The following is a 20,758-nucleotide window of genomic DNA, read 5'->3' on the forward strand; positions in this document are numbered from 1 at the left end:
CCTGTCAAAAGTCGGTTGGGCTTGATATGGATCAAGTGGTTGTCCACATCGTTTTGGCATGATGGTGTAGTCGGGAAATATCTCTAATAAGGAAACAACATGGCTCGCTCAAGCGCGGTAACGGCCGAGACCTTCAACTACGGTGTCGTGAGGCAGTTTGCCATCATGACAGTTGTCTGGGGTGTCGTAGGGATGCTGGTTGGCGTCATCATCGCCGCCCAATTACTTTGGCCTCAACTCAATCTTGATATCCCTTGGCTGACGTACGGACGCATCAGACCGCTTCATACAAACGCGGTCATTTTTGCGTTTGGGGGCAGCGCGCTTTTCGCGGCGTCTTACTACGTCGTGCAGCGTACCTGCCAGGCGCGTTTGTTTGGCGGCTTCCTAATCCCGTTTACCTTCTGGGGCTGGCAGCTCGTGATCGTCGCCGCTGCGATCACCTTGCCTTTGGGTATTACCACCAGCAAGGAATACGCTGAGCTCGAGTGGCCGATCGATATCCTGATCACGCTTGTGTGGGTCGCTTATGCGATTGTTTTTTTCGGGACAATCGTCAAGCGAAAGAGTAAGCATATCTACGTCGCAAACTGGTTCTTCGGTTCCTACATTCTGACGATTGCGATTCTGCACATCGTGAACAACATCGAGATGCCCGCAACGCTCTGGAAATCTTACTCCGCATATGCCGGCGTGCAGGACGCGATGGTGCAGTGGTGGTACGGTCACAACGCAGTGGGATTCTTTTTGACCACGAGCTTTTTGGGCATGATGTACTACTTCATCCCCAAGCAGGCAGAACGTCCCATCTATTCATACCGCTTGTCGATCGTGCACTTTTGGGCGCTTGCGTTCACATACATGTGGGCGGGTCCACATCACCTTCTTTACACCTCATTGCCTGACTGGACACAGTCGCTGGGTATGGTGTTCTCACTGATACTGCTGGCACCCTCCTGGGGTGGCATGATCAACGGCATCATGACTTTATCAGGTGCCTGGTACAAGTTGCGCACCGATCCTATTTTGAAATTTATGGTGGTCTCTCTGTCTTTCTACGGTATGTCGACCTTCGAAGGCTCGATGATGTCCATCCGAACAGTGAATGCGTTGTCCCACTACACAGACTGGACGGTCGGCCATGTGCACTCGGGTGCACTGGGCTGGGTCGCGATGATCACTTTCGGTATGTTGTATTACCTGATTCCCCGACTCTGGGGACGTGAAAGGATGTACAGCACCAAGTTGATCGAGGTGCACTTCTGGATTGCGACCATTGGTGTGGTGCTCTATATCGCTTCGATGTGGATTGCCGGCGTGATGCAGGGTCTGATGTGGCGTGCGACGGAGCCGGATGGTTCACTGACGTACAGCTTTGTCGAGTCCGTCAAGTCCTCAGTCCCTTTCTACGCGATTCGTCTAGTGGGCGGACTCCTGTACCTGAGCGGAATGTTCGTGATGGCCTATAACGTCTTTAAGACTGTGATTGGTGAAAAAGCTGTCAATCCGGTGATCCCGAAAGACGTTGCTCAACCTGTGTCCGCTGTCGCTGCGGCAAACGCCTGAGGAGGAAATCATGGCAAATGAAAAGCAAAGTTTCTTCTCGCACCAGACCCTCGAGAAAAATATCGGTTTGATGATTGTTTGCAGCATCATCGTGGTCTTGTTCGCTGGACTCGTCCAAATCGTCCCGCTGTTTTTTCAGCACTCCCTGACCAAACCAACAGCGGGCGTCGAGCCTTACGATCCGCTCAGGCTGATGGGGCGCGACCTGTATATTCGTGAGGGTTGTGTAGGTTGCCATTCTCAACAGATCCGGATGTTACGCGCTGAGGTTCAGCGTTACGGATCCTACTCTTTGGCGGGTGAATCGGTGTTTGATCGTCCGTTCTTGTGGGGCTCCAAGCGGACGGGTCCTGATTTGGCCCGTGTCGGCGAGCGTTACTCGGACGAATGGCATCGCGTCCACTTGCGCAACCCAAGGTCCGTAGTTCCGGAGTCCAATATGCCCGGTTATCCCTGGCTCGCACAGCGTCAGTTGACTGATACCGATATCAAGGACCGCATGCATGCACTGCGAATCCTGGGCGTGCCATATACCGATGCGCAAATCGAGAGCGCACCGGCTGCCTTGAAGGGTAAAACAGAAGAAGACGCCATGATTGCCTATTTGCAGGGCTTGGGCACGGGTGTTCGTAAAGCCGCACAGGCCGCGCAGACGAGTCCGTCTTCAGCAGGAGCGAAATGATGCTTGCCTATCTCAATGCCTTTTCAACAGTGTTGGCGATGCTGACATTTTTCGGAATTATCTGGTGGGCCTTTTCCAAAGGACGTAAACAAGCAAACGAAGAGGCGGCCATGTTGCCTTTCGTCTTGCCCGATGAAGGCGCCAAGCAGCAGAAAGAGGAGTCGCGTCCATGAATGATTTTTTTGATGGTTTTTGGGGTTATTACATCGCAACCGTTGTGTTGGGGGGAATCATCTGGTGTCTGTGGCTGCTGTTTTCCCAGCGCAAGTGGTTGGTGAAACGCACGCCTGGAGTTGTAGAGGACACGGGCCACGTTTGGGACGGCGATTTGCGCGAACTGAATAATCCCGTGCCAAGATGGTGGACGTACATGTACGTACTCATGTGCATTTTCGGCTTGGGTTATTTGGTTCTTTATCCAGGGCTCGGGGCCTATCAGGGTAGCCTGGGATATACCTCCGCGCTTGAGGTCAAAGAGGATCAAACCAAGCAGAACGAGGAGGTCAAGCCAGTTTATGCACGTTTCGCTTCCATGGATATCCCCGCGATCGCGGCCGATCCCGAGGCGCGGGTGATTGGTCAACGTTTGTTCCTGAATAACTGTGCACAATGTCATGGATCAGACGCTCGCGGTGCGGTGAGTTTTCCAAACTTAGCGCAGGGCGATTCGATGTATGGACGCACACCCGAAGCCATTCAGACCTCGATCGCAAAAGGTCGAAATGGTGTGATGCCGCCCATGAGTGCGACTATTGATGCCAAGACTGCCGGTGAAATCGCTCAGTACGTTCGCTCCATGTCCGGTTTGGCGCATGATCAGATTCGCGTGATTCCCGGTAAGCGCGCCTATCTCAACAATTGCGTGGCGTGTCATGGTGTCGATGGCAAGGGAAATAAAGCGCTTGGTGCGCCTAATCTCACAGACGATGTCTGGCTCTATGGCAGCTCCGAGGCCACGATCGTACATACCATCCTCAATGGTCGTAACAACCGCATGCCTGCCCAGGAGCATGTGCTCACGCCTGAACAGATTCGTCTGTTGACTGCTTGGGTATGGGGTTTGTCCGGTGGCAAGGACGTGACCGCTTCGGCAGCGATGTCCTCGGATTCGGCCAAGTAAATGATGACCAAGTCAGGTGATGCACATGACCTCTGATTCTCAGACTCCCCAGTCCGAAGAGGTGGCGCCCCTGGCCTGGCGTCCGCTTGGGAGCAAACCGCTGCCACCCGGGGCCGAGATTCTTGAGCAAACACTTGCGGATGTTCGTCAAAAAATTTATGCCCGTTCCGTTGTAGGTGTGTTCGCACGTTGGCGCATTGCGCTCGTCCTCCTGACGCAAGCGCTCTTTTATGGTTTGCCGTGGCTCAACTGGAACAGACGTCAAGCAGTTCTGTTTGACCTGGGTGCCCGTAAGTTTTACATCTTCGATATGGTGTTGTGGCCTCAGGACGTCATTTATCTGACACTGCTGCTGATTATTTCCGCGTTGGGCTTGTTCCTCTTTACGGCGATTGCTGGTCGACTGTTTTGCGGGTATGCCTGTCCACAGACTGTTTACACTGAAATTTTCATGTGGATTGAACGCAAGGTCGAAGGAGACCGCGTTGCCCGCATTCGTCTCGATGAGTCGCCACTATCTTTTAGAAAATTTCGCCTCAAAGCAACCAAGCACGCGCTTTGGCTGGTTGTCGCATTCTGGACAGGGTTCTCGTTTATTGGTTACTTTGCGCCCATACGCAGTTTGGCGGCTGATTTGTTGGCTTTTACTCTGGGCCCGTGGCAATGGTTCTGGTTGTTTTTCTATAGTTTTGCGACATGGGGTAACGCAGGCTTTTTGCGGGAACAAGTATGCAAATACATGTGCCCCTACGCACGTTTCCAGAGTGTCATGGTGGATCGTGACACGTTGGTGGTGACCTACGACACGGTGCGCGGAGAGCCGCGCGGTGCGCGCTCCCGCAAGGTGGATCATCGTGCCCAGGGCATGGGCGATTGCGTAGACTGCAGTATTTGCGTTCAGGTATGTCCAACAGGGATCGATATCAGGCAAGGACTCCAGTACATGTGCATCGGTTGTGGTGCTTGCGTGGATGCGTGTAATCAGGTCATGGACAAACTTGACTATCCCAAGGGGCTGATCCGCTATACCTCAGAGAGAGGTATCTTGGAAAAACTCTCGCCAAAAGCTATCCGTAAAAGTCTTTTGCGTCCGAGGGTGTTGATTTACTCGGCGTTGATGCTGGTGCTTGTGGCGGTCTTTATCGGTTCTTTAGCCACGCGTACGACTTTGCGTGTGGATGTGATCCGGGATCGAGGAATGCTTGGCAGGGAAGTTGCAGGCGGATTGATTGAAAACGTTTATCGAATCCAGCTGATCAATGCATCTGAACAGCCACTCGTGCTTTCTTTAGGGGTGGAGGGCGTACCCGGCATGACGGTAGCTCTGGCGGATCGAACATCCGTTCCACTATCAGGTGCCCAGTCCGGCGATCCGGTGCAGTCAGCAGCGCGGATCAATGTGCCCAGCGCATCGAATCGATTGATCGCAGTCGTGGTCAGGGCGCCTGCTGAGTCCGCCAAGCCCGGTCCGCAACCGATCAGATTCATTACCCGCTCACTGGGTCCTGATGGTGCTGTGTTGACTGAAATCAATGAAGCATCCAGTTTTATATTTCCTAATTAAGGAGACATTATGAACAGCGCACAACAAAAGACAGAAACAACGCGCGCTACGCCATGGTGGCGCGAGCCCTGGCCATGGATATTGATGGCAGGCCCCGCGTTAGCCATTGTCGGTTGTGCGATTACGATCGTATTAGCCCTGAACAGCTTCTCCGATCAGCCTATTCTGGAGGGCGGCATGAAGCGTGGCTTGGTGGTTGAGAAACTACCTGTCAAGCCGCCTTCAAACGAAGCACGTTAATCAAGGGAGCTACTATGAAGTGGCATTCATTGATGTGGATATTATGGCCGTCTTTCTTGATGGCCGGTTTGGCCAGCGCTGTGGTCTTTGCGCTGGTTGATCCGCTGGATGTGGCGATTTTTGGCTATATCCGGCCAGAACGTGAAATTTTGTACGCGGCCGGTTTTTTCTTTTTCTGGTCCATTGCGGCGCTATCCAGTTTGCTGACAACTTTCATGGCGCCTAAAAATGACAAAGAGGCTGGCGAAATCGGGTTTTAGTGTCTCTCGCCGGCGAGCATTCTGACCGCTGTATAGGTCATGACATCGATGCCGTCCTGATTTTTGACATCCACGCGAGAGGTGACGACCGCACGGTTATGTTTAGACGTGGGTTTGATCGCCGTGACCTCGACTTCAGCCCAGATGGTGTCTCCGGCCAATACCGGTTTGAGCACTTTCTTGTGCACTTCAAGCAGTGCAAGCCCCGTGCCTTGAACCATCCCTTGCATCAGCAGGCCTTCGATGAGCCCATAAGTCAAACCTCCGGGCACCGGACGTCCCTGCATGGCGCCGTGTGAAAACGTTTTGTCGATAAAAATTGTCTCGAGCATTCCGGTCACACTGATGAAGTTGATGATGTCAGTTTCCGTGACGGTGCGTCGATAGGTTCTGAATTTTTGACCGACAGCCAGTTCCTGCCATATGTATCCTGATCCTAAAAGCTTAGTTTCCGTCATGTCTTCCCCCGTGAGTTGGCTGTAATCGTGGCAAACAAATACAATTCATGCAGTATAAGACGATCACAAATCGCTGTAACCGAGGCTCGATATCCCATATCATCCAGCTTCTCCAAGACAGGTTAAATATGCTGACTGCACTTGAATTTACTGAGGTCCCACAGGACGAGCTGGCGTTTCGCGCGGAGATCCGGGCGTTTCTAAACGATGAAATGCAGGGTGTTCCCAACCATATCAAGGCCCGTTCCTGGATGGGAACAAGCGAAGCGTTCAGTAAAAGTCTCGCTAAAAAAGGCTGGCTGGGGTTAACGATCCCCAAGGAATACGGGGGTTCAGGCAAAGGCTTTTTTTCACGCTTCGTATTGTCCGAAGAGCTTTTGATCGCAGGTGCGCCCGTGGCCTCGCACTGGATTGCCGACCGTCAAAGCGGACCGCTGATTTTAAATTTTGGCACCGAGGAGCAACGGCGTTTTTACATTCCTAAAATTTGCCGGGGTGAAGCGTTTTTTTGCATCGGCATGAGTGAGCCAAGCTCAGGCTCGGATTTGGCGAGCATCCGGACGCGTGCGACCAGGACCGCCGAGGGCTGGCTACTCAATGGCAGCAAGATATGGACAACAAACGCGCATGGTTGTCACTACATGATCGCTCTGGTTCGAACCTCAGGCGAAACTTCTGACCGTCACAAAGGTTTGTCCCAGGTCATCATCGATTTGAAGTTGCCAGGTGTGACGGTTCGTCCCATCCGGGACATGGCCGGGGATGCTCATTTTTCCGAGGTATTTTTTGATAACGTCTTGCTCGCGCCCGATGCCTTGGTAGGCGTTGAGGGGCAGGGTTGGGATCAGTGTACGGCTGAGCTTGCTTTCGAACGCAGTGGTCCCGAGCGGATTTACTCCAGTATTGCCCTGCTAGACAGTTGGATGGATGGCCTGCGGGAGCAAAATGTGACAGATCCCGAGACCGCCGCTTTGGTTGGATCACTGGTGGCCGAGATGGCTGTGTTGCGGGCTCTCTCTCTGGCTGTCACACAAAAGCTGGTCGATGGTGAGAGCCCTGCGACTGAGGCTTCTGTTGTCAAAGATTTTGGTACGGATTTTGAGCAAAAGCTTATCCGGCAAATTGCTGCCTGGCTGGGTGCCCATCCGGATTTTGTGGCGAGTCCGGATTTGTTGCAAACACTCGGCTATCTTGAGCAGATGGGTGTGACGTTTTCCTTGCGGGGCGGAACTCGCGAAATTTTGCGTGGCATCATCGCCCGCGGCTTGGGCTTGAGGTAATCAAACATGCAAAATTCTTTCTATGATTCAGCAGATCGTTTTTTCGCCCAAGAGTGCACGCCCGCTCAGTTGCGTCAAATCGAGCAGGGCAGTGATCCCAAGCTCTTGTGGGAAACATTTTTGTCTGCTGGTTTTGCGGACGGACTGCTTCCCGAAGGGTCTGGCGGTGCCGGTCTGACCTTGGCCGAAGCTTGGCCCATCATGTTTTGCATGGGACGTCATGCATTGCCGCTTCCTTATGCGCATACGATGCTGGCGCGCGCCTGGTTGAGTCACCATCAGCAAAATATTCCTGACGGGTCTTTGACTTTTGCGCCCTTTCAAGTCAACCTCGACGACAAGGGTTTGACGGCGCACGCGGTGAATTTCGGGCTGGTGTCTGACTGGATTTTGGCTCAAAAAGGAAAGCAGGTCTGGTTATTAGCCACTTCAGAAGCGTCTGTCACACCCTCGGGCGGTCATGGAACCCTGGATGCAACTCTGACATGGTCCGTGCCAATCGCCGAACGTTCGTTGCTTGGAAAATGGGATCTCCCTCAATTTCAACACTTGCTGGCGCTCTCTGTTTCTGTACTGATAGCCGGGGCAGCCGACAGAGTCTTTGAAATGACGCTTGCCCATGCGAATCAGCGAGAACAGTTTGGAAAGCCGATTGGGCGTTTTCAAGCTTTACAACAGCAGATCAGCGAGATGGCCGAGTTGGTGTTTGGCGCCAGGATGGCAACCGAGATGGCTTGTCGCAGTAGTGACTGGCAACCCGCGCCCATGCTAGCTGCCTTAGCCAAATCTCAGACAAGTCAGGCGGTGGCCAGAGTGACAGCCGTCGCACACGCCGTGCATGGTGCGATTGGGGTCACGCATGAATATGATTTGCAGTTATTTACCCGCAGGATGAATGAATGGGCGCGGGCAGGGGGCGGGCAGGCATTCTGGGCGCAACAGATCGGAAGGAATTTACTCTCATCTGAACGCACAACCCTTGATTTCGTTCGGTCCGAGCTGTTTTTAGAAGCTAAGAGCTGAGAGATCGTTCATGCGCTTATATGAAACAACCGGGCAGCCCTGCATTAACAGGGTTTGCCCACGAGTTCGTTGAGCGCCACCATATCTAAAATCTTGATTTCACGCTGACTCACGCGTATGACGCCATCTCTGGCGAATCTAGAGAACAGTCGACTGACTGTTTCCAGGGTGAGTCCGAGATAGTTTCCAATCTCTTCCCGACTCATCCGCATAATGAATTCTGTCGACGAGTAGCCCAACGCGGCCAATCGTTGAGACAGATTGATCAGAAAGGCAGCTAGGCGCTGCTCAGAACGCATAGAACCCAAAGCAAGCAAGACCTGATGGGATCGTGCGATCTCCTTGCTCATCAATCGTCTGATCTGATGCTGAAGTGATGGGACGTAGCGGCTGATTTCATCAATGTCATCCAGCTTGACCACACAGACTTCGGAGTCTTCCATTGCCACGGCAGTTGAACTGTGTATGCCATCCATCATGCCGTCGAGACCCACAATCTCGCCGGGAAGAAAAAAACCAGTAATTTGCTGTTGACCTGAGGATTCGATGATCTGAGTTTTGATCGAGCCTGTACGCAAACCAAACAGGGCATCCAGGGGAGTACCATGCTGGAAAAGGGCTTGTCCCTTCTCAATACGCAGTCGCTCTTTGACCAGCTCATCGAGCTGTGCGACTTCATTGGAAGGCATGCCGACAGGCAGGCAAACGCTTCCCATCATGCATGTTGAGCAATGCGGTGATTCCGAGGTGACCGGTACACGTTTAAGCATGAGCTCCCGACTCCTTTTGCTGCTTGGGTAACTGCTTTGGCAAATTTGATACTGACCCTACATCCTTATTGTATATCTCTTAGGAATAACCCTTGATTTAAGTCAAGTTAAAGGGCAAGGACTTAGGCTAGCCTAAGCATAGATTGATACAGAATCTGCGAATAGCCATTGAAATCAGGCGAAACGCCCATATGTAACGACTAACGGAAATTGGCCACAAGCCACACACATAATGTTAGGAGCAACACCATGCGTTTTGACAAATTAACGACTAAATTTCAACAGGCTCTCGCGGACGCCCAGAGCCTGGCCGCGCGTAATGACCACCCTTACATCGAACCTGCCCACGTACTTTCGGCGCTTCTCGCTGACAGCGAGAGTGGTGCAGGCAGTCTTCTGGCGCGTGCTGGCGTGGCGATTAATCGCCTGCAGCCTGCGTTGGATGCGATTGTGAAGGGGTTGCCACAAGTCAAAGGTGGCGATGGAAACATTCAAGTCAGCCGCGACTTGCAGTCTGTTTTTACGCGCGTAGACAAAGAAGCCGCCAAGCGAGGCGACACTTATATTCCGAGCGAATTATTCCTGCTTGCTTTATCAGAGGATAAGGGCGAAGTCGGTCGTGCGCTCAAAGAGGCGGGCTTGCAGCGCCAGGCACTAGACTCGGCGATTGATGCTGTGCGAGGCGGTTCGCCCGTGCAAGATCAAGAAGGCGAGTCCAACCGAGAGGCGCTGGCCAAATACACGACCGATCTGACTGAACGCGCCCGCCAGGGCAAGCTCGATCCAGTGATTGGTCGGGACGATGAAATTCGTCGTGCGATCCAAATCCTGCAACGCCGCACAAAAAATAATCCTGTGCTGATTGGTGAGCCAGGTGTGGGCAAAACCGCTATTGTCGAAGGGCTGGCTCAACGTATCGTTAACGACGAGGTGCCCGAGACTTTGCGTGGCAAGCGCGTGCTGTCGCTGGATTTGGCGAGCCTGCTCGCGGGTGCCAAGTTCCGTGGCGAGTTCGAAGAGCGACTCAAGGCTGTGCTCAAAGAGCTTGCTCAGGACGATGGCAGCTACATCATATTCATTGATGAAATCCACACCATGGTCGGGGCGGGTAAAGCCGAAGGCGCCATGGATGCCGGCAATATGCTCAAGCCTGCGTTGGCGCGCGGCGAATTGCATTGCATCGGTGCGACAACGCTGGATGAGTATCGCAAATACATCGAGAAGGATGCCGCACTCGAGCGTCGTTTCCAGAAAGTGCTCGTGGATGAGCCCGATGTCGAGTCGACGATTGCGATTTTGCGTGGTTTGCAGGAACGCTACGAATTGCACCACGGTGTGGAAATTACCGATCCCGCGATTGTGGCGGCGGCGGAGCTGTCGCATCGCTACATCACAGATCGTTTCTTGCCGGATAAGGCGATCGATCTGATCGATGAGGCCGCCTCGCGGATCCGGATGGAAATCGACTCCAAGCCCGAAGTGATGGATCGGCTGGATCGCCGGATCATTCAATTAAAAATTGAACGCGAAGCGGTCAAAAAGGAAACCGATGAGGGATCAATCCGTCGTTTTCAAATCATTGAAGAGGAACTTGAAAAACTTCAACGCGAGTACAACGACTTCGAAGTGATCTGGAAGAGTGAAAAAGCCGCTGTGCAGGGCACTCAGTCGATCAAAGAGGAAATCGAGCGTGCGCGTGCTGAAATGGCCGAATTACAGCGCAAAGGTCAGTTCGACAAGCTGGCTGAGATTCAATACGGCACCTTGCCAGAACTTGAGTCCAGACTGAAGGCCGCCGAGGGATCTGCGCAGGCCAAATCACCGGGTGAGCGCCCGAAGTTGCTTCGTACCCAGGTCGGTGCAGAGGAAATCGCCGAAGTCGTGTCCCGTGCGACAGGAATTCCCGTGTCCAAAATGATGCAGGGCGAACGTGACAAGTTGCTCAAGATGGAAGAGCGTTTGCATGATCGTGTGATCGGCCAGGATGAAGCGGTGGGTCTGGTCGCTGATGCGATCCGACGATCCCGTGCCGGCTTGTCAGACCCTTCGCGTCCGTATGGCTCATTCCTTTTCTTGGGCCCGACCGGTGTAGGTAAGACTGAGCTGACCCGTGCCTTGGCGGACTTCATGTTCGATTCAGATGAGCATCTCATCCGCATCGACATGAGCGAGTTTATGGAGAAACATTCCGTCGCCCGATTGATCGGTGCGCCTCCAGGCTATGTCGGCTATGAAGAGGGTGGTTACCTGACCGAGGCGGTTCGCCGCAAGCCTTATAGCGTCGTTTTGCTGGATGAGGTGGAAAAAGCGCATCCGGATGTATTTAACGTGTTGCTCCAGGTTTTGGATGACGGTCGATTGACGGATGGTCAGGGTCGGACGGTGGATTTCCGTAATACGGTGATCGTCATGACCTCGAACCTGGGCTCGCAGCATATCCAGGCGATGGTCGGCAAGCCTTACGAGGCGGTTAAAGAAGTCGTGTGGGAAGAGCTTAAACAGCACTTCCGCCCAGAGTTTTTGAACCGGATCGACGAGGTTGTGGTGTTCCACGCATTGCAAAGCCAGCACATCGAAAAGATCGCAGGTATTCAGATCAGACGTCTCGCTCGCAGGATGGAGCAGCAGGAAATGCGTCTCGAGGTCTCTGACGCCGCACTCGCTGAACTTGCGCGCGAGGGGTTCGATCCTGTCTTCGGTGCGAGACCTCTCAAGCGCTCGATTCAGCAACAGTTGGAAAATCCGATTGCCAAGCTGATTCTTGAGGGCAAGTTCGGACCGAAAGATGTGGTGCCTGTCGACTGGCGTGAAGGTAAGTTTGTGTTCGAACGTACCCTTCAATAAGTGGATTGAACGCCGTTGGTAGTCACGTTAGTGGCTAATCAATGAACCGGCCCACAGTCATTGGCTGACCGCTTCGGATGCGGTGGACCAATTTCTGTGGGCCGATTTTGTTAGTCGATCGGAACTGGGATCAGACGGCGATTGCCGTCTGATCGGTTCTGTGACAGCGTGCGCTGTGATCAGGTGTGAGCTTGATGATTTCAGGCACACTCTGTCGACAAGAGTCCAGAGCCAGACTGCAACGATCCGCGAATACACAACCCGGCGGCAAGTTGCTCAAATCAGGTGGGGATCCGGGAATCGTCTCCAGGCGTGTGCCTTTGGCCACATTGCCATGAGCCAGACTTTTGAGTAGAGCGCGTGTATAGGGATGGCGCGGGCTACGCATCAGGGTGCGTGTCGTGCCTTCTTCGACGATGCGACCCGCATACATGACCGCGATTCGGTCGGCAACTTCGACTGCCGCACCAATGTCGTGGGTCACAAATATCACTGACAAACCGAGTTCGCGCTGGAGTTCGCGCAGCAACAGCAAAATCTGAATTTGCACAGTCGCATCCAGCGCTGTTGTTGGTTCATCCGCGAGTAAAAGTTGAGGATGACTGGCAAGCGCCAAAGAAATCATCGCGCGCTGTCGCATCCCGCCCGACATTTCGTGCGGATAGGCATCCAGTCGACGTTCCGGACTCGGGATACGGACTCGTTCGAAAAGGGACAACGCGCGAGCGCGGGCAGCGTCCTTGCCGATCGATTCATGACGCAGGATCGCTTCGATGATTTGTTCGCCAACCGTATAGACGGGATCCAGCGCCAGCAGAGGTTCCTGAAAAATCATCGAGGCGACTTTGCCCCTGAAACTGGACAAATCGGCATCGGAAAGTTTGACGACGTCCTGGCCGCCCACGACGATTTGACCTTCAAGTTTTGATTTGTCCGGATTGTGTAGTCTCAGAATCGAGCGCAATGTCACGCTTTTCCCGGAGCCTGATTCACCAATCAGCGCGACAACTTCACCGCGTTTGACAGATAAACTGACACCCGAAACTGCCCGCACGGGCTTGCGTCCTCCGGTAAACGTCACCGTCAGATCTCGAATATCAATAAAAGGTTTTTCTTGAGTCATGGTTGTGCTGCTGTGTGTTGACTTTACTTCCGTAGTTTGGTCCATCATGCAGCCTCCTGGGCGACTGTTGGCGCTTCAGTGTGACCACTGTTGACGACATGCATGAGGCAAGCCACACCGTGTCCATCCCTGGACATCGCCAAAGGAGGCATTTTTTCAGCACAAACAGCTTGAGCGTGCACGCAGCGGGTGTGGAAACGACAGCCAGAGGGCGGATTGATGGGATTCGGGGGATCTCCGGCGAGAGGAGGCTCTTCGGTCCGGTTGTCGGGATCCATGGAGGGCACAGAGGAGAGCAGTGCGCGCGTGTAGGGGTGCTGGGGACTTTCAAAAAGTGTCTCGCAGTCACCAATTTCCACGACCTGTCCCAAATACATCACCATCACACGGTCAGAGATATAGCGAACCACGTTCAAGTCATGACTGATGAACACGTAGGTCAGTCCGAAATCCTCTTTGAGATCAAGCAACAAATTCAGCACTTGCGCTTCTACAGATTTATCGAGCGCTGAAACAGCCTCGTCCAAGATAATTAGACGAGACTGCAAGGCCAGCGCACGCGCGATATTGACGCGCTGACGTTGGCCACCTGATAGCTCATGGGGGTAACGTTCTGCAAAACGTACGGGATCCAACCCGACGCGGCGAAGCAGATCCCGAGCGCGTTCGATGGCCTCGTTTTTAGATACGCCATGAACTTGAGGGGCAAAAGCAATGGAGTCTTCGATGGTCAGTCGAGGATTAAGCGACGCATAGCTGTCCTGAAACACCATCTGCGCCTGACGCCGAAACTCCTTGAGTGAGAGGTCTCTTCCACCAACGGACATCCCGTCAAAAATGATGTCCCCGTTGTCAGGTTTAATGAGATTCATTAATAAGCGGGCGGTTGTGGATTTTCCACAGCCCGACTCACCGACCACACCGAGTGTTTCACCTTTGCGGACCATGAAGTCGATGCCATCGACAGCACGCACAACACCGCCACCTCGCCCCAGCATGTCCTTTTTAAGCGCGAAGTGTTTGATCAGATTTTTAACCATCAGCAGCGGCTGAGCCTGACCGCCAACATCCGTTTGATTTTTCACAGTCGTATTCATTAGTTCTTGATCTCCATGGCGGTGCGCAGGCCATCCGAGAGCAGGTTGAAAGCAATCGAAGTCACGAAAATCATGACGCCGGGTAGAGCGGCAATCCAAGGCTGGACGTAAATTGCGGTGCGCAATGTATTGAGCATCAGACCCCACTCAGGCTCGGGAGGCTTGACGCCCAAGCCCAGGAAGCTCAAGCCAGAAGCTAGAATCATCGAAACGGCAATCAAGCTCGTGGCGTATACAAAAATAGGCCCCAGGACATTGCCCAGAACATGCACGCGAACGATTGTGAACGCATTGGCACCCGATGCGCGGGCCGCATCGACAAAGTCCCGACCCCTGATTTGAGTGGTCACGCTCTCGGCGACCCTGGCGATCGGGGGAATGAAGACGATGGTCAGAGAGATCAGAGAGTTGGTGATACCCGCACCCAGAACGCCTGATAACGCAATCGCCAGCAGCACGGAAGGGAATGCGTAGAAGACGTCAATCGTACGCATAATCACGGTGTTGATTTTGCCACCGGCATAGCCTGCGACCAGGCCGATAACCGATCCGATACCAAACGCCAGGATCACGGGCGTGATACCCATAAACAGGGACAATTTTGTACCGACGACCAGTCGACTCAGCATGTCACGCCCAAGCTCGTCTGTACCCAGGATATGGTCCGGGAATCCAATCGGCTTGAGCCGTTTCATGATGGAAGATTGAAACGGATCATGCGGGACGAGCCATGGTCCGAATATCGCCATGATCAAGAGGATCAGAATGACGATGCCGGCAAAAACGGCCACCTTGTCGCGCATAAAGCGTTGACCGACGTTTTTCCAGTAGCCCGTGGATTTCTCCATGACAACGGCAGGCACTTTAGAGGGATCTACGGTGATATTAAGCATGTGAGTTCCCTGTTCCTTAGCTACGCGCGATGCGTGGATCGAGCAGGGTCTGAATGACGTCTACGATCATGTTGAGTACAACGAAAAACATGGCGAGCACCAGAATCGTGCCTTGGAGTAACGGCAAGTCTCTCTGGAAGATCGCTGCGTTCAATAAAAATCCGGTACCAGGCCAGGAGAACACTGTTTCGATCAGGATCGAACCGCCCAGCAGATAACCAAGCTGCAAACCCATGACTGCCAAGGCAGTCGGGGCGGAGTTTTTGACGACATGCATAAAAATACCCACATTCGTCATACCCTTTGCACGCAGACCGACGATAAATTCCTGCGCGAGGATATCCGCGACCAAGGCCCGAACCGTCCGGGCGATGATTCCCATCGGAATCACACTCATCGTGACAGCAGGTAGGATCAGGTGTTTCATATGCTCCCAGTCCCAGACCCAGTCCGCCGAACCCCCTGGGCCAGCGCCGCTTGGAGGAAGCATCATGAGTGTCGAGCTGAAAATAATAACTAAGACCATGCCAAGCCAGTAGTGAGGCACGCTCACACCCAGCACTGAAGTTAGAGAGGCCGCCTTGTCAATCCAGGAGTTTTGAAAGTAGCCTGCGACAAAACCAAACAAGCTGCCGAAAATAAAGCCAATGATGGTCGCAAACACTGCGAGTCTGAGAGTGTTGCCAACAGCTTTGATGACTTCGTCCGTCACAGGACGATTCGTGGCAATGGATGTTCCAAGATCACCTTGTATCGCGCGCCATACCCAATGGAAAAATTGTTCAGGATAGGAGCGATTGAAACCATAGAGTTCAATCAACTGATCGCGCAGATCCTGCGAGGCATCGGGAGGCAAAATTGCCATCAATGGATCGCCAGGTGCCAGATGAACGAGGGAGAAACAGACGAGTGCTACGCCTACCATAATCGGGAGGGTGTAAACCAGACGCCTCAGGAGAAAGCTAAACATTAGAGGAGGTCTCAGAAAAAGGGTTGTCGGGCAAAACCAAATCAAACATGCGATTTAAAACAATACGTAAAAAAGATACGCAAAAAAAACTCGCCACATCCTCATGATGTGGCGAGCTCTCACAAACTTACTGCACGTTCATTGTGGCGAGATCGATGAACCAGTTTTGTGGCTGGACAACATCCTTCACCTTTTTGCTCATCGCGCGAGGACCTGCGTCGTGGGCAATCCAGACGAAAGGTGCATCGTTGACGATCTGAGTATGCAGGTTCGCGAGCGCAACATCCCGCTCTTTGGCATCAAACGTGGTGCGTGCCTTGGTCACGAGCGCTTCGACCTCAGGGCTGTTGTAGTAGCCCCAGTTGTTCGACACAGGTGGGAAGGTGCCCTTGCTGCTAAAGCGGACCATGCCAAAGAAAGGATCCATTGCCGAGAAGCTCACGTTGATCGCGTTAGCACCGTTGGCGGAAGGATCTTTGGCACCTTTGCGCCAGTTCGTGAACAGTGTGTTCCACTCGATCACGTCGAACTCGACGTTAAAGAAGCACTTTTTGAGTGATTCCTGAACGAATTCGTTCATAGGCAGCGGTTGCATTTGTCCTGACCCCGATGCTGAAATCTGGACCTTCACCTTCAGAGGCTTGGCAGCCGAAAAACCTGCATCAGCCATCAGCTTTTGGGCGGCTTTCGGATCGTATTTGACATCGAAAGAGGGTTTGCCAAACCATGGATGATCGGGTGCCATGGTGCCTTTTGGAATACCCATGATGCCGCCCAATAGCGTTTTCAGACCCTCACGGTCTACACAGAGGTTGGCTGCCTGGCGCACGCGTTTATCAAGCCAGGGTGAGCCTTCTGCGAAAGAAAGCTGCCATGGCCACACGTGTGGCTGGGGGTTGCTGTAGATGGTGAAGCCACGCTGCTTGATCTGAGGCATGGCATCCGGTGCGGGTGCTTCAATCCAGTCAACCTGGCCGGACAATAGAGCTGCCGTACGAGCATTTGCCTCGGGGATTGGGAGCAAAACGACGCGATCAATCTTGGGTGTACGCTTGGGATCCCAATAGTCTTTGTTTGCCACCATTTCAACACGCTCGCGTGGAACGAAACGTGCCATCTTGAATGGACCGCTACCCGACGCGTCGGCTGCAAAAGCAGCCCAAGCTTGTTTGGAACGCTCGGCGGGGTTGGTGACAGAAGCCGGCACTGCGGCAAGCTTTTTGTTCCAGTGCTCAGGTGAAGCGATAAACAGGTTGGTCAGGTTGATCGGGAGAAAAGCATCTGGTTCGCTGGTCGTGAGCTCAACCGTCAGATCATCGATCTTTTTGGCGCTGCGCAAAGTTGGCATGCGCGAGGCGGTCACGCCCACTTGTGATGCGTCAAATTGGGGGGAATCCTTGTCCAGGACTTTTTGAACGTTCCAGACGATGGCGTCTGCATTGACGGGCGAACCATCGTGAAACTTGACGCCAGGACGCAATTTGAAGACCCATTTCGTCTTGTCATTTGGGTTGACTTCCCAGGATGTCGCCAAACCTGGAATCACCACGCTGGGGACGTCTGCCTTTGAGAGATCCCACTGCGTGAGCGAGTCATACATTGGGATGCCGGTGAAACGATTGCCTTCGAAACCTTGGTCAGGTTGGCCAAGCGTGCGTGGGATATCAGCGGCCGTCATGCCGATGCGCAGCACTTTTTCTTGCGCGGAAGCGGGCAATGCGGCGCCGACTGCCAACGCTGCTGACAGAACGGTGAGTCCGAGTGGTTTACCTACCAGGCGGGAAATCAACGTATGTTGTTTCATGGAATCTCCAGTAATTCGGTTGTAAAAATATAGCTAACAGGTTTTGCTGCAAATCTGATACTTTTAGACCGGTCTGTGTTGTCTGCCTCCAGCTCGGTTGAGCCAACGTGACCGATATATGACCAGTGGTACGTTTTACGTATTGAAATACGTTTTGTTATCAAGCAAAAATCATGCCATGTTTAGCGCTCATGAATGTACACATTTCGCGATCATTGACGTTGATTTTTTAGTTTTTAAAAAGGTTATTGATTTCAGATGCTCCATACTGGTGTCTCATGTTCATTTTGGGGCATTTTTGTCCAGTTTGGTGCAAAAGCTTTGTTTCAATAGTAACTAAGGTAAACCAAGAACACACGATGAAACTACTTCTCATAAACCCTAATACGTCTGCACCGATGACCGCAGCCATCGCCAAAGGTGCGCAGGCTGTCGCAAGTTCCAATACCGAGATTATTGCGACTCAACCCAGCTTTGGTCCTTTGTCCATTGAAGGCCATTATGACGAGGCTTTCGCCGCCGCAGGCGTGGCTGAGCAGGTTAAGCTAGCTGCGTCCTGGGGACCGGATGCGGTTGTACTGGCTTGTTTTGGCGACCCTGGACTGGAAGCGGCACGAGAGGCAACCTCGGCCCCGGTGCTAGGTATCGCAGAGGCTGCTTTTCACGCGGCGAGCATGCTTGCGACAGGATTCTCTGTCGTGACAACGATGACCCGCACATGCATCATCGCCGAGCGTCTTGTTCAGCGGTATGGCTTTGAGCATCAGTGTCGCGGTGTGCACGGCACTGATATTGCCGTACTGGATCTGGAGGACGGCGGCGAGGAGATCATCGGACAAATCGAGCACGCAGCTCGCGAGGCGCTCAGCCGGGACCGAAGCGGTGCGATCGTGCTGGGATGCGCGGGGATGACCACGCTTTGTCACACCTTGACTCAGCGTTTGGGTGTTCCAGTGATTGATGGTGTGGCGGTTGCCGTCAAGTTCGCCGAGGCGCTGAGTGCCTTGGGGCTCGGTACAAGCAAACATGGTGATTACGCGACACCGCTCCCCAAGGTATACACGGGTTGGGCTGCGCCCCTCGGTTGGCCCAAAGCCCGCTGACACTCCTGAAGGTATAGAGACAGCTTGCTCACTCGTCTTCAGTCGCTCTTTGCGATTCATCTCGTCGCCATTCTTTTTGGAGCGACTGGAATTTTCGGCGCGATCATCCGCGCCGATGCCTTGATCATTACATGGGGACGCGCGTTATTTGCGGTGCTGTCATTATGGATCTTGAGCCGGTCGCTTGCGTTGATCGCACCTACTCAACAGGTCAAGGCAGGCTCGAGTTGGCATCAGCATTTGGGTGCTTTTGTGATGAGCGGCGCGATGTTGACGCTGCATTGGGTGACCTTTTTTCACTCAGTCAAAATAGGAGGTGTCGCCGTGGCGACACTCGGATTTGCCAGTTTTCCAGCCTTCATTACACTCATTGAGGCGCTTGTTCTCAGGGAAAAAGTGGGGCGAGCAGAGTGGCTCAGGCTGTTTCTGGTCAGTTTTGGGCTGGTCTTAATCACGCCCTCGTTCGATTGGGCGAACCAGGGTACCGAGGGGCTGGTGTGGGGCGTCATTTCTGGTGCTGCTTTTGGTGTTCTTGCTGTCCTCAATCGACGTCAATTGAGTCAAGTCAATGCTTTCAAAGTCGCAGGCTTTCAGAATGCACTGGTGTTTTTGTTTTTATTGCCTTGGGTGATGCCTAGTTTAAATGAAGTCACGCTGTCTGATTGGCTCTTGATTGCATCGCTTGGCGTGGTCTGTACAGGGCTGGCGCATTTGTTGTTTGTCCTGAGTCTGAGGCAGTTGCCTGCGCGCACGGCCGGGTTAGTGGTGGCCTCCGAACCCCTTTATGCGATCTTCTTTGCCTGGGTTTTGTTTCAAGAGGTCCCTTCTGCCAGGATGCTCCTCGGGGCGGCAGTCATGATGACCGCAATATTTAGTGCAAGCATGGCTGTCAGGCAGAAAAACACGGAATCGACAAGCTAAAGTTATGATGTCGAGATGAATTCCAATATTTCCACTCACTCTATGACAGCACAGACGACTGCTCCACATACCCGTGAGCTGGCACAATCCATGATTAGCTGCGTGGTGCCTGCCTACAATGAGCACGATAACTTGGGATTGTTATTGCCCAGGCTTCAGGCAGTTTTGGCCCAGACTGGCGCCAACTGGGAGGTCGTCGTGGTGGATGACGGTAGCAGAGATGCAACCGCCACATTGATGTCGGCTTGGACCCAGAATCCAGGTTTTCGCTATGTGCAGTTGTCCCGCAATTTCGGTAAAGAGCCAGCCATCACTGCCGGCATCGAAGCGGCGGTTGGCGATGCCGTGCTCATTCTGGATGCTGATCTGCAACATCCTCCCGAGCTATTGCCAAAAATGTTGAGTCGGTGGCAGGCAGGGGTCGATATGGTCTTTGCTGTTCGCGAAAATCGGGATGATGAAAGCTTTGGCAAGCGCCTCGGCACTAAGTTGTTTTACTCACTTCTGAGATCTTCGCGCGGTGTGGAGGTGCCTCCTCATGCGGGTGATTTTCGCTTGATGGACCGGACGGTGGTTGACGCCTTGCTTCGATTGCCTGAGCGCAACCGTTTCATGAAGGGTTTGTACGCGTGGGTAGGATTCAACACCGAAGCGATTCAATATGTGCCGGATGCAAGACTGCACGGTGACTCACGATTTAGCGCATTGACATTGCTCAGGCTAGCGATGGCGGGCTTGATGTCTTTCACGACTTGGCCATTACGTTTAGTGAGCTTGCTTGGTTTTCTGGTGTCCATTTGCTCTTTTGGGTATGGTCTGTTCATCGTCATCGAGTACTTGCTGTATAAAAATCCTGTTGATGGTTGGCCCACGATCGTGACCATTCTTCTTTTCTTTTCTGGCATCAACTTGATGTCTCTGGGTGTGGTGGGCGAATACATTGCAGGCATTTTCGATGAGGTCAAAGGCCGGCCGCTTTACATCGTGCGTCAGTCGCTTGGAAAGCCTTTCAAAAACTCAAAGTCCTGAGCGTCGATCAC

General features: G+C 53.1%; 20 protein-coding genes. 13 read left to right on the forward strand and 7 right to left on the reverse strand.

The window, feature by feature from the left end; genetic code table 11:
* The first annotated feature begins 99 nt into the window (after positions 1 to 99).
* From ccoN to QWY30_RS02135, 7 genes are read left to right on the forward strand one after another with little or no spacing between them, the layout of a single operon-like run.
* Complete coding sequence (ccoN, locus tag QWY30_RS02105) at positions 100 to 1,566, forward strand: cytochrome-c oxidase, cbb3-type subunit I (protein ID WP_290237791.1); 1,467 nt, start codon at positions 100 to 102, stop codon at positions 1,564 to 1,566.
* Positions 1,567 to 1,576: 10 nt separating this feature from the next.
* A complete protein-coding gene (ccoO, locus tag QWY30_RS02110; protein ID WP_290237794.1) occupies positions 1,577 to 2,248 on the forward strand; it encodes a cytochrome-c oxidase, cbb3-type subunit II in 672 nt (223 codons plus the stop codon).
* The gene (locus QWY30_RS02115) at positions 2,248 to 2,421 is read left to right on the forward strand and encodes a cbb3-type cytochrome oxidase subunit 3 (protein WP_290237954.1); all 174 of its coding nucleotides are present in this window, start codon (positions 2,248 to 2,250) and stop codon (positions 2,419 to 2,421) included. Before ccoO ends, QWY30_RS02115 begins: the two co-directional genes overlap by 1 nt.
* On the forward strand, positions 2,418 to 3,368 hold the full coding sequence (gene ccoP, locus QWY30_RS02120) for a cytochrome-c oxidase, cbb3-type subunit III (protein ID WP_290237796.1): 951 nt from the start codon (positions 2,418 to 2,420) through the stop codon (positions 3,366 to 3,368). The genes QWY30_RS02115 and ccoP overlap by 4 nt, the downstream gene beginning before the upstream one ends.
* 19 nt (positions 3,369 to 3,387) lie before the next feature.
* Positions 3,388 to 4,932, forward strand: coding sequence for a cytochrome c oxidase accessory protein CcoG (ccoG, locus tag QWY30_RS02125; protein ID WP_435433342.1), 1,545 nt, complete (start codon positions 3,388 to 3,390; stop codon positions 4,930 to 4,932).
* Positions 4,933 to 4,941: 9 nt separating this feature from the next.
* Positions 4,942 to 5,172, forward strand: a complete 231-nt coding sequence (locus QWY30_RS02130) for a hypothetical protein (RefSeq protein WP_290237800.1) — start codon at positions 4,942 to 4,944, stop codon at positions 5,170 to 5,172.
* A 14-nt stretch (positions 5,173 to 5,186) separates the two neighbouring features.
* Positions 5,187 to 5,432: a hypothetical protein gene (locus tag QWY30_RS02135; RefSeq protein ID WP_290237801.1), complete on the forward strand. Its 246-nt coding sequence runs from the start codon at positions 5,187 to 5,189 to the stop codon at positions 5,430 to 5,432.
* On the opposite strand, the gene QWY30_RS02140 is transcribed toward QWY30_RS02135, so the two are convergent.
* Positions 5,429 to 5,890 carry a MaoC family dehydratase gene (locus tag QWY30_RS02140; RefSeq protein WP_290237803.1) on the reverse strand — a complete coding sequence of 154 codons (462 nt, stop codon included), beginning with the start codon at positions 5,888 to 5,890 and terminating at the stop codon, positions 5,429 to 5,431. The genes QWY30_RS02135 and QWY30_RS02140 overlap by 4 nt on opposite strands.
* Positions 5,891 to 6,018: 128 nt before the next feature.
* Between QWY30_RS02140 and QWY30_RS02145 the strand changes: the two genes are divergently transcribed.
* A complete protein-coding gene (locus tag QWY30_RS02145) occupies positions 6,019 to 7,170 on the forward strand; it encodes an acyl-CoA dehydrogenase family protein (protein ID WP_290237805.1) in 1,152 nt (383 codons plus the stop codon).
* A gap of 6 nt (positions 7,171 to 7,176) precedes the next feature.
* Positions 7,177 to 8,193, forward strand: a complete 1,017-nt coding sequence (locus QWY30_RS02150; RefSeq protein WP_290237807.1) for an acyl-CoA dehydrogenase family protein — start codon at positions 7,177 to 7,179, stop codon at positions 8,191 to 8,193.
* A 44-nt stretch (positions 8,194 to 8,237) separates the two neighbouring features.
* Here the strand turns inward: QWY30_RS02150 and fnr are convergent, their stop codons facing one another.
* On the reverse strand, positions 8,238 to 8,963 hold the full coding sequence (fnr, locus tag QWY30_RS02155) for a fumarate/nitrate reduction transcriptional regulator Fnr (RefSeq protein ID WP_290237810.1): 726 nt from the start codon (positions 8,961 to 8,963) through the stop codon (positions 8,238 to 8,240).
* A 249-nt stretch (positions 8,964 to 9,212) separates the two neighbouring features.
* Here fnr and clpB point away from each other — a divergent pair, with 249 nt between their 5' ends.
* Positions 9,213 to 11,807, forward strand: coding sequence for an ATP-dependent chaperone ClpB (clpB, locus tag QWY30_RS02160; RefSeq protein ID WP_290237812.1), 2,595 nt, complete (start codon positions 9,213 to 9,215; stop codon positions 11,805 to 11,807).
* A gap of 130 nt (positions 11,808 to 11,937) precedes the next feature.
* On the opposite strand, the gene QWY30_RS02165 is transcribed toward clpB, so the two are convergent.
* From QWY30_RS02165 to QWY30_RS02185, 5 genes are all read right to left on the reverse strand, one after another.
* Positions 11,938 to 12,930 carry an ABC transporter ATP-binding protein gene (locus tag QWY30_RS02165; RefSeq protein WP_290237814.1) on the reverse strand — a complete coding sequence of 331 codons (993 nt, stop codon included), beginning with the start codon at positions 12,928 to 12,930 and terminating at the stop codon, positions 11,938 to 11,940.
* A 44-nt stretch (positions 12,931 to 12,974) separates the two neighbouring features.
* Entirely contained in the window at positions 12,975 to 14,027 is a 1,053-nt protein-coding gene (locus tag QWY30_RS02170) for an ABC transporter ATP-binding protein (protein ID WP_290237816.1), read from the reverse strand.
* Positions 14,027 to 14,920, reverse strand: coding sequence for an ABC transporter permease (locus tag QWY30_RS02175; protein ID WP_290237818.1), 894 nt, complete (start codon positions 14,918 to 14,920; stop codon positions 14,027 to 14,029). The genes QWY30_RS02170 and QWY30_RS02175 overlap by 1 nt, the downstream gene beginning before the upstream one ends.
* 16 nt (positions 14,921 to 14,936) lie before the next feature.
* Complete coding sequence (locus tag QWY30_RS02180; protein ID WP_290237819.1) at positions 14,937 to 15,890, reverse strand: ABC transporter permease; 954 nt, start codon at positions 15,888 to 15,890, stop codon at positions 14,937 to 14,939.
* Positions 15,891 to 16,017: 127 nt separating this feature from the next.
* Positions 16,018 to 17,694 carry an ABC transporter substrate-binding protein gene (locus QWY30_RS02185; RefSeq protein ID WP_290237821.1) on the reverse strand — a complete coding sequence of 559 codons (1,677 nt, stop codon included), beginning with the start codon at positions 17,692 to 17,694 and terminating at the stop codon, positions 16,018 to 16,020.
* A 359-nt stretch (positions 17,695 to 18,053) separates the two neighbouring features.
* On the opposite strand from QWY30_RS02185, the gene QWY30_RS02190 reads away from it, so the two are divergent.
* The 3 genes from QWY30_RS02190 to QWY30_RS02200 are packed head-to-tail and all read left to right on the forward strand — an operon-like array spanning position 18,054 to position 20,747.
* Positions 18,054 to 18,797, forward strand: coding sequence for an aspartate/glutamate racemase family protein (locus tag QWY30_RS02190; RefSeq protein ID WP_290237822.1), 744 nt, complete (start codon positions 18,054 to 18,056; stop codon positions 18,795 to 18,797).
* Between the two features lie 24 nt (positions 18,798 to 18,821).
* On the forward strand, positions 18,822 to 19,718 hold the full coding sequence (locus tag QWY30_RS02195; protein WP_290237824.1) for a DMT family transporter: 897 nt from the start codon (positions 18,822 to 18,824) through the stop codon (positions 19,716 to 19,718).
* 42 nt (positions 19,719 to 19,760) lie between these two features.
* The gene (locus QWY30_RS02200; protein WP_290237955.1) at positions 19,761 to 20,747 is read left to right on the forward strand and encodes a glycosyltransferase family 2 protein; all 987 of its coding nucleotides are present in this window, start codon (positions 19,761 to 19,763) and stop codon (positions 20,745 to 20,747) included.
* Positions 20,748 to 20,758 lie beyond the last annotated feature (11 nt).

It is taken from the genome of Zwartia panacis, assembly GCF_030410395.1.
Taxonomy (GTDB): Bacteria; Pseudomonadota; Gammaproteobacteria; order Burkholderiales; family Burkholderiaceae_B; genus Zwartia; species Zwartia panacis.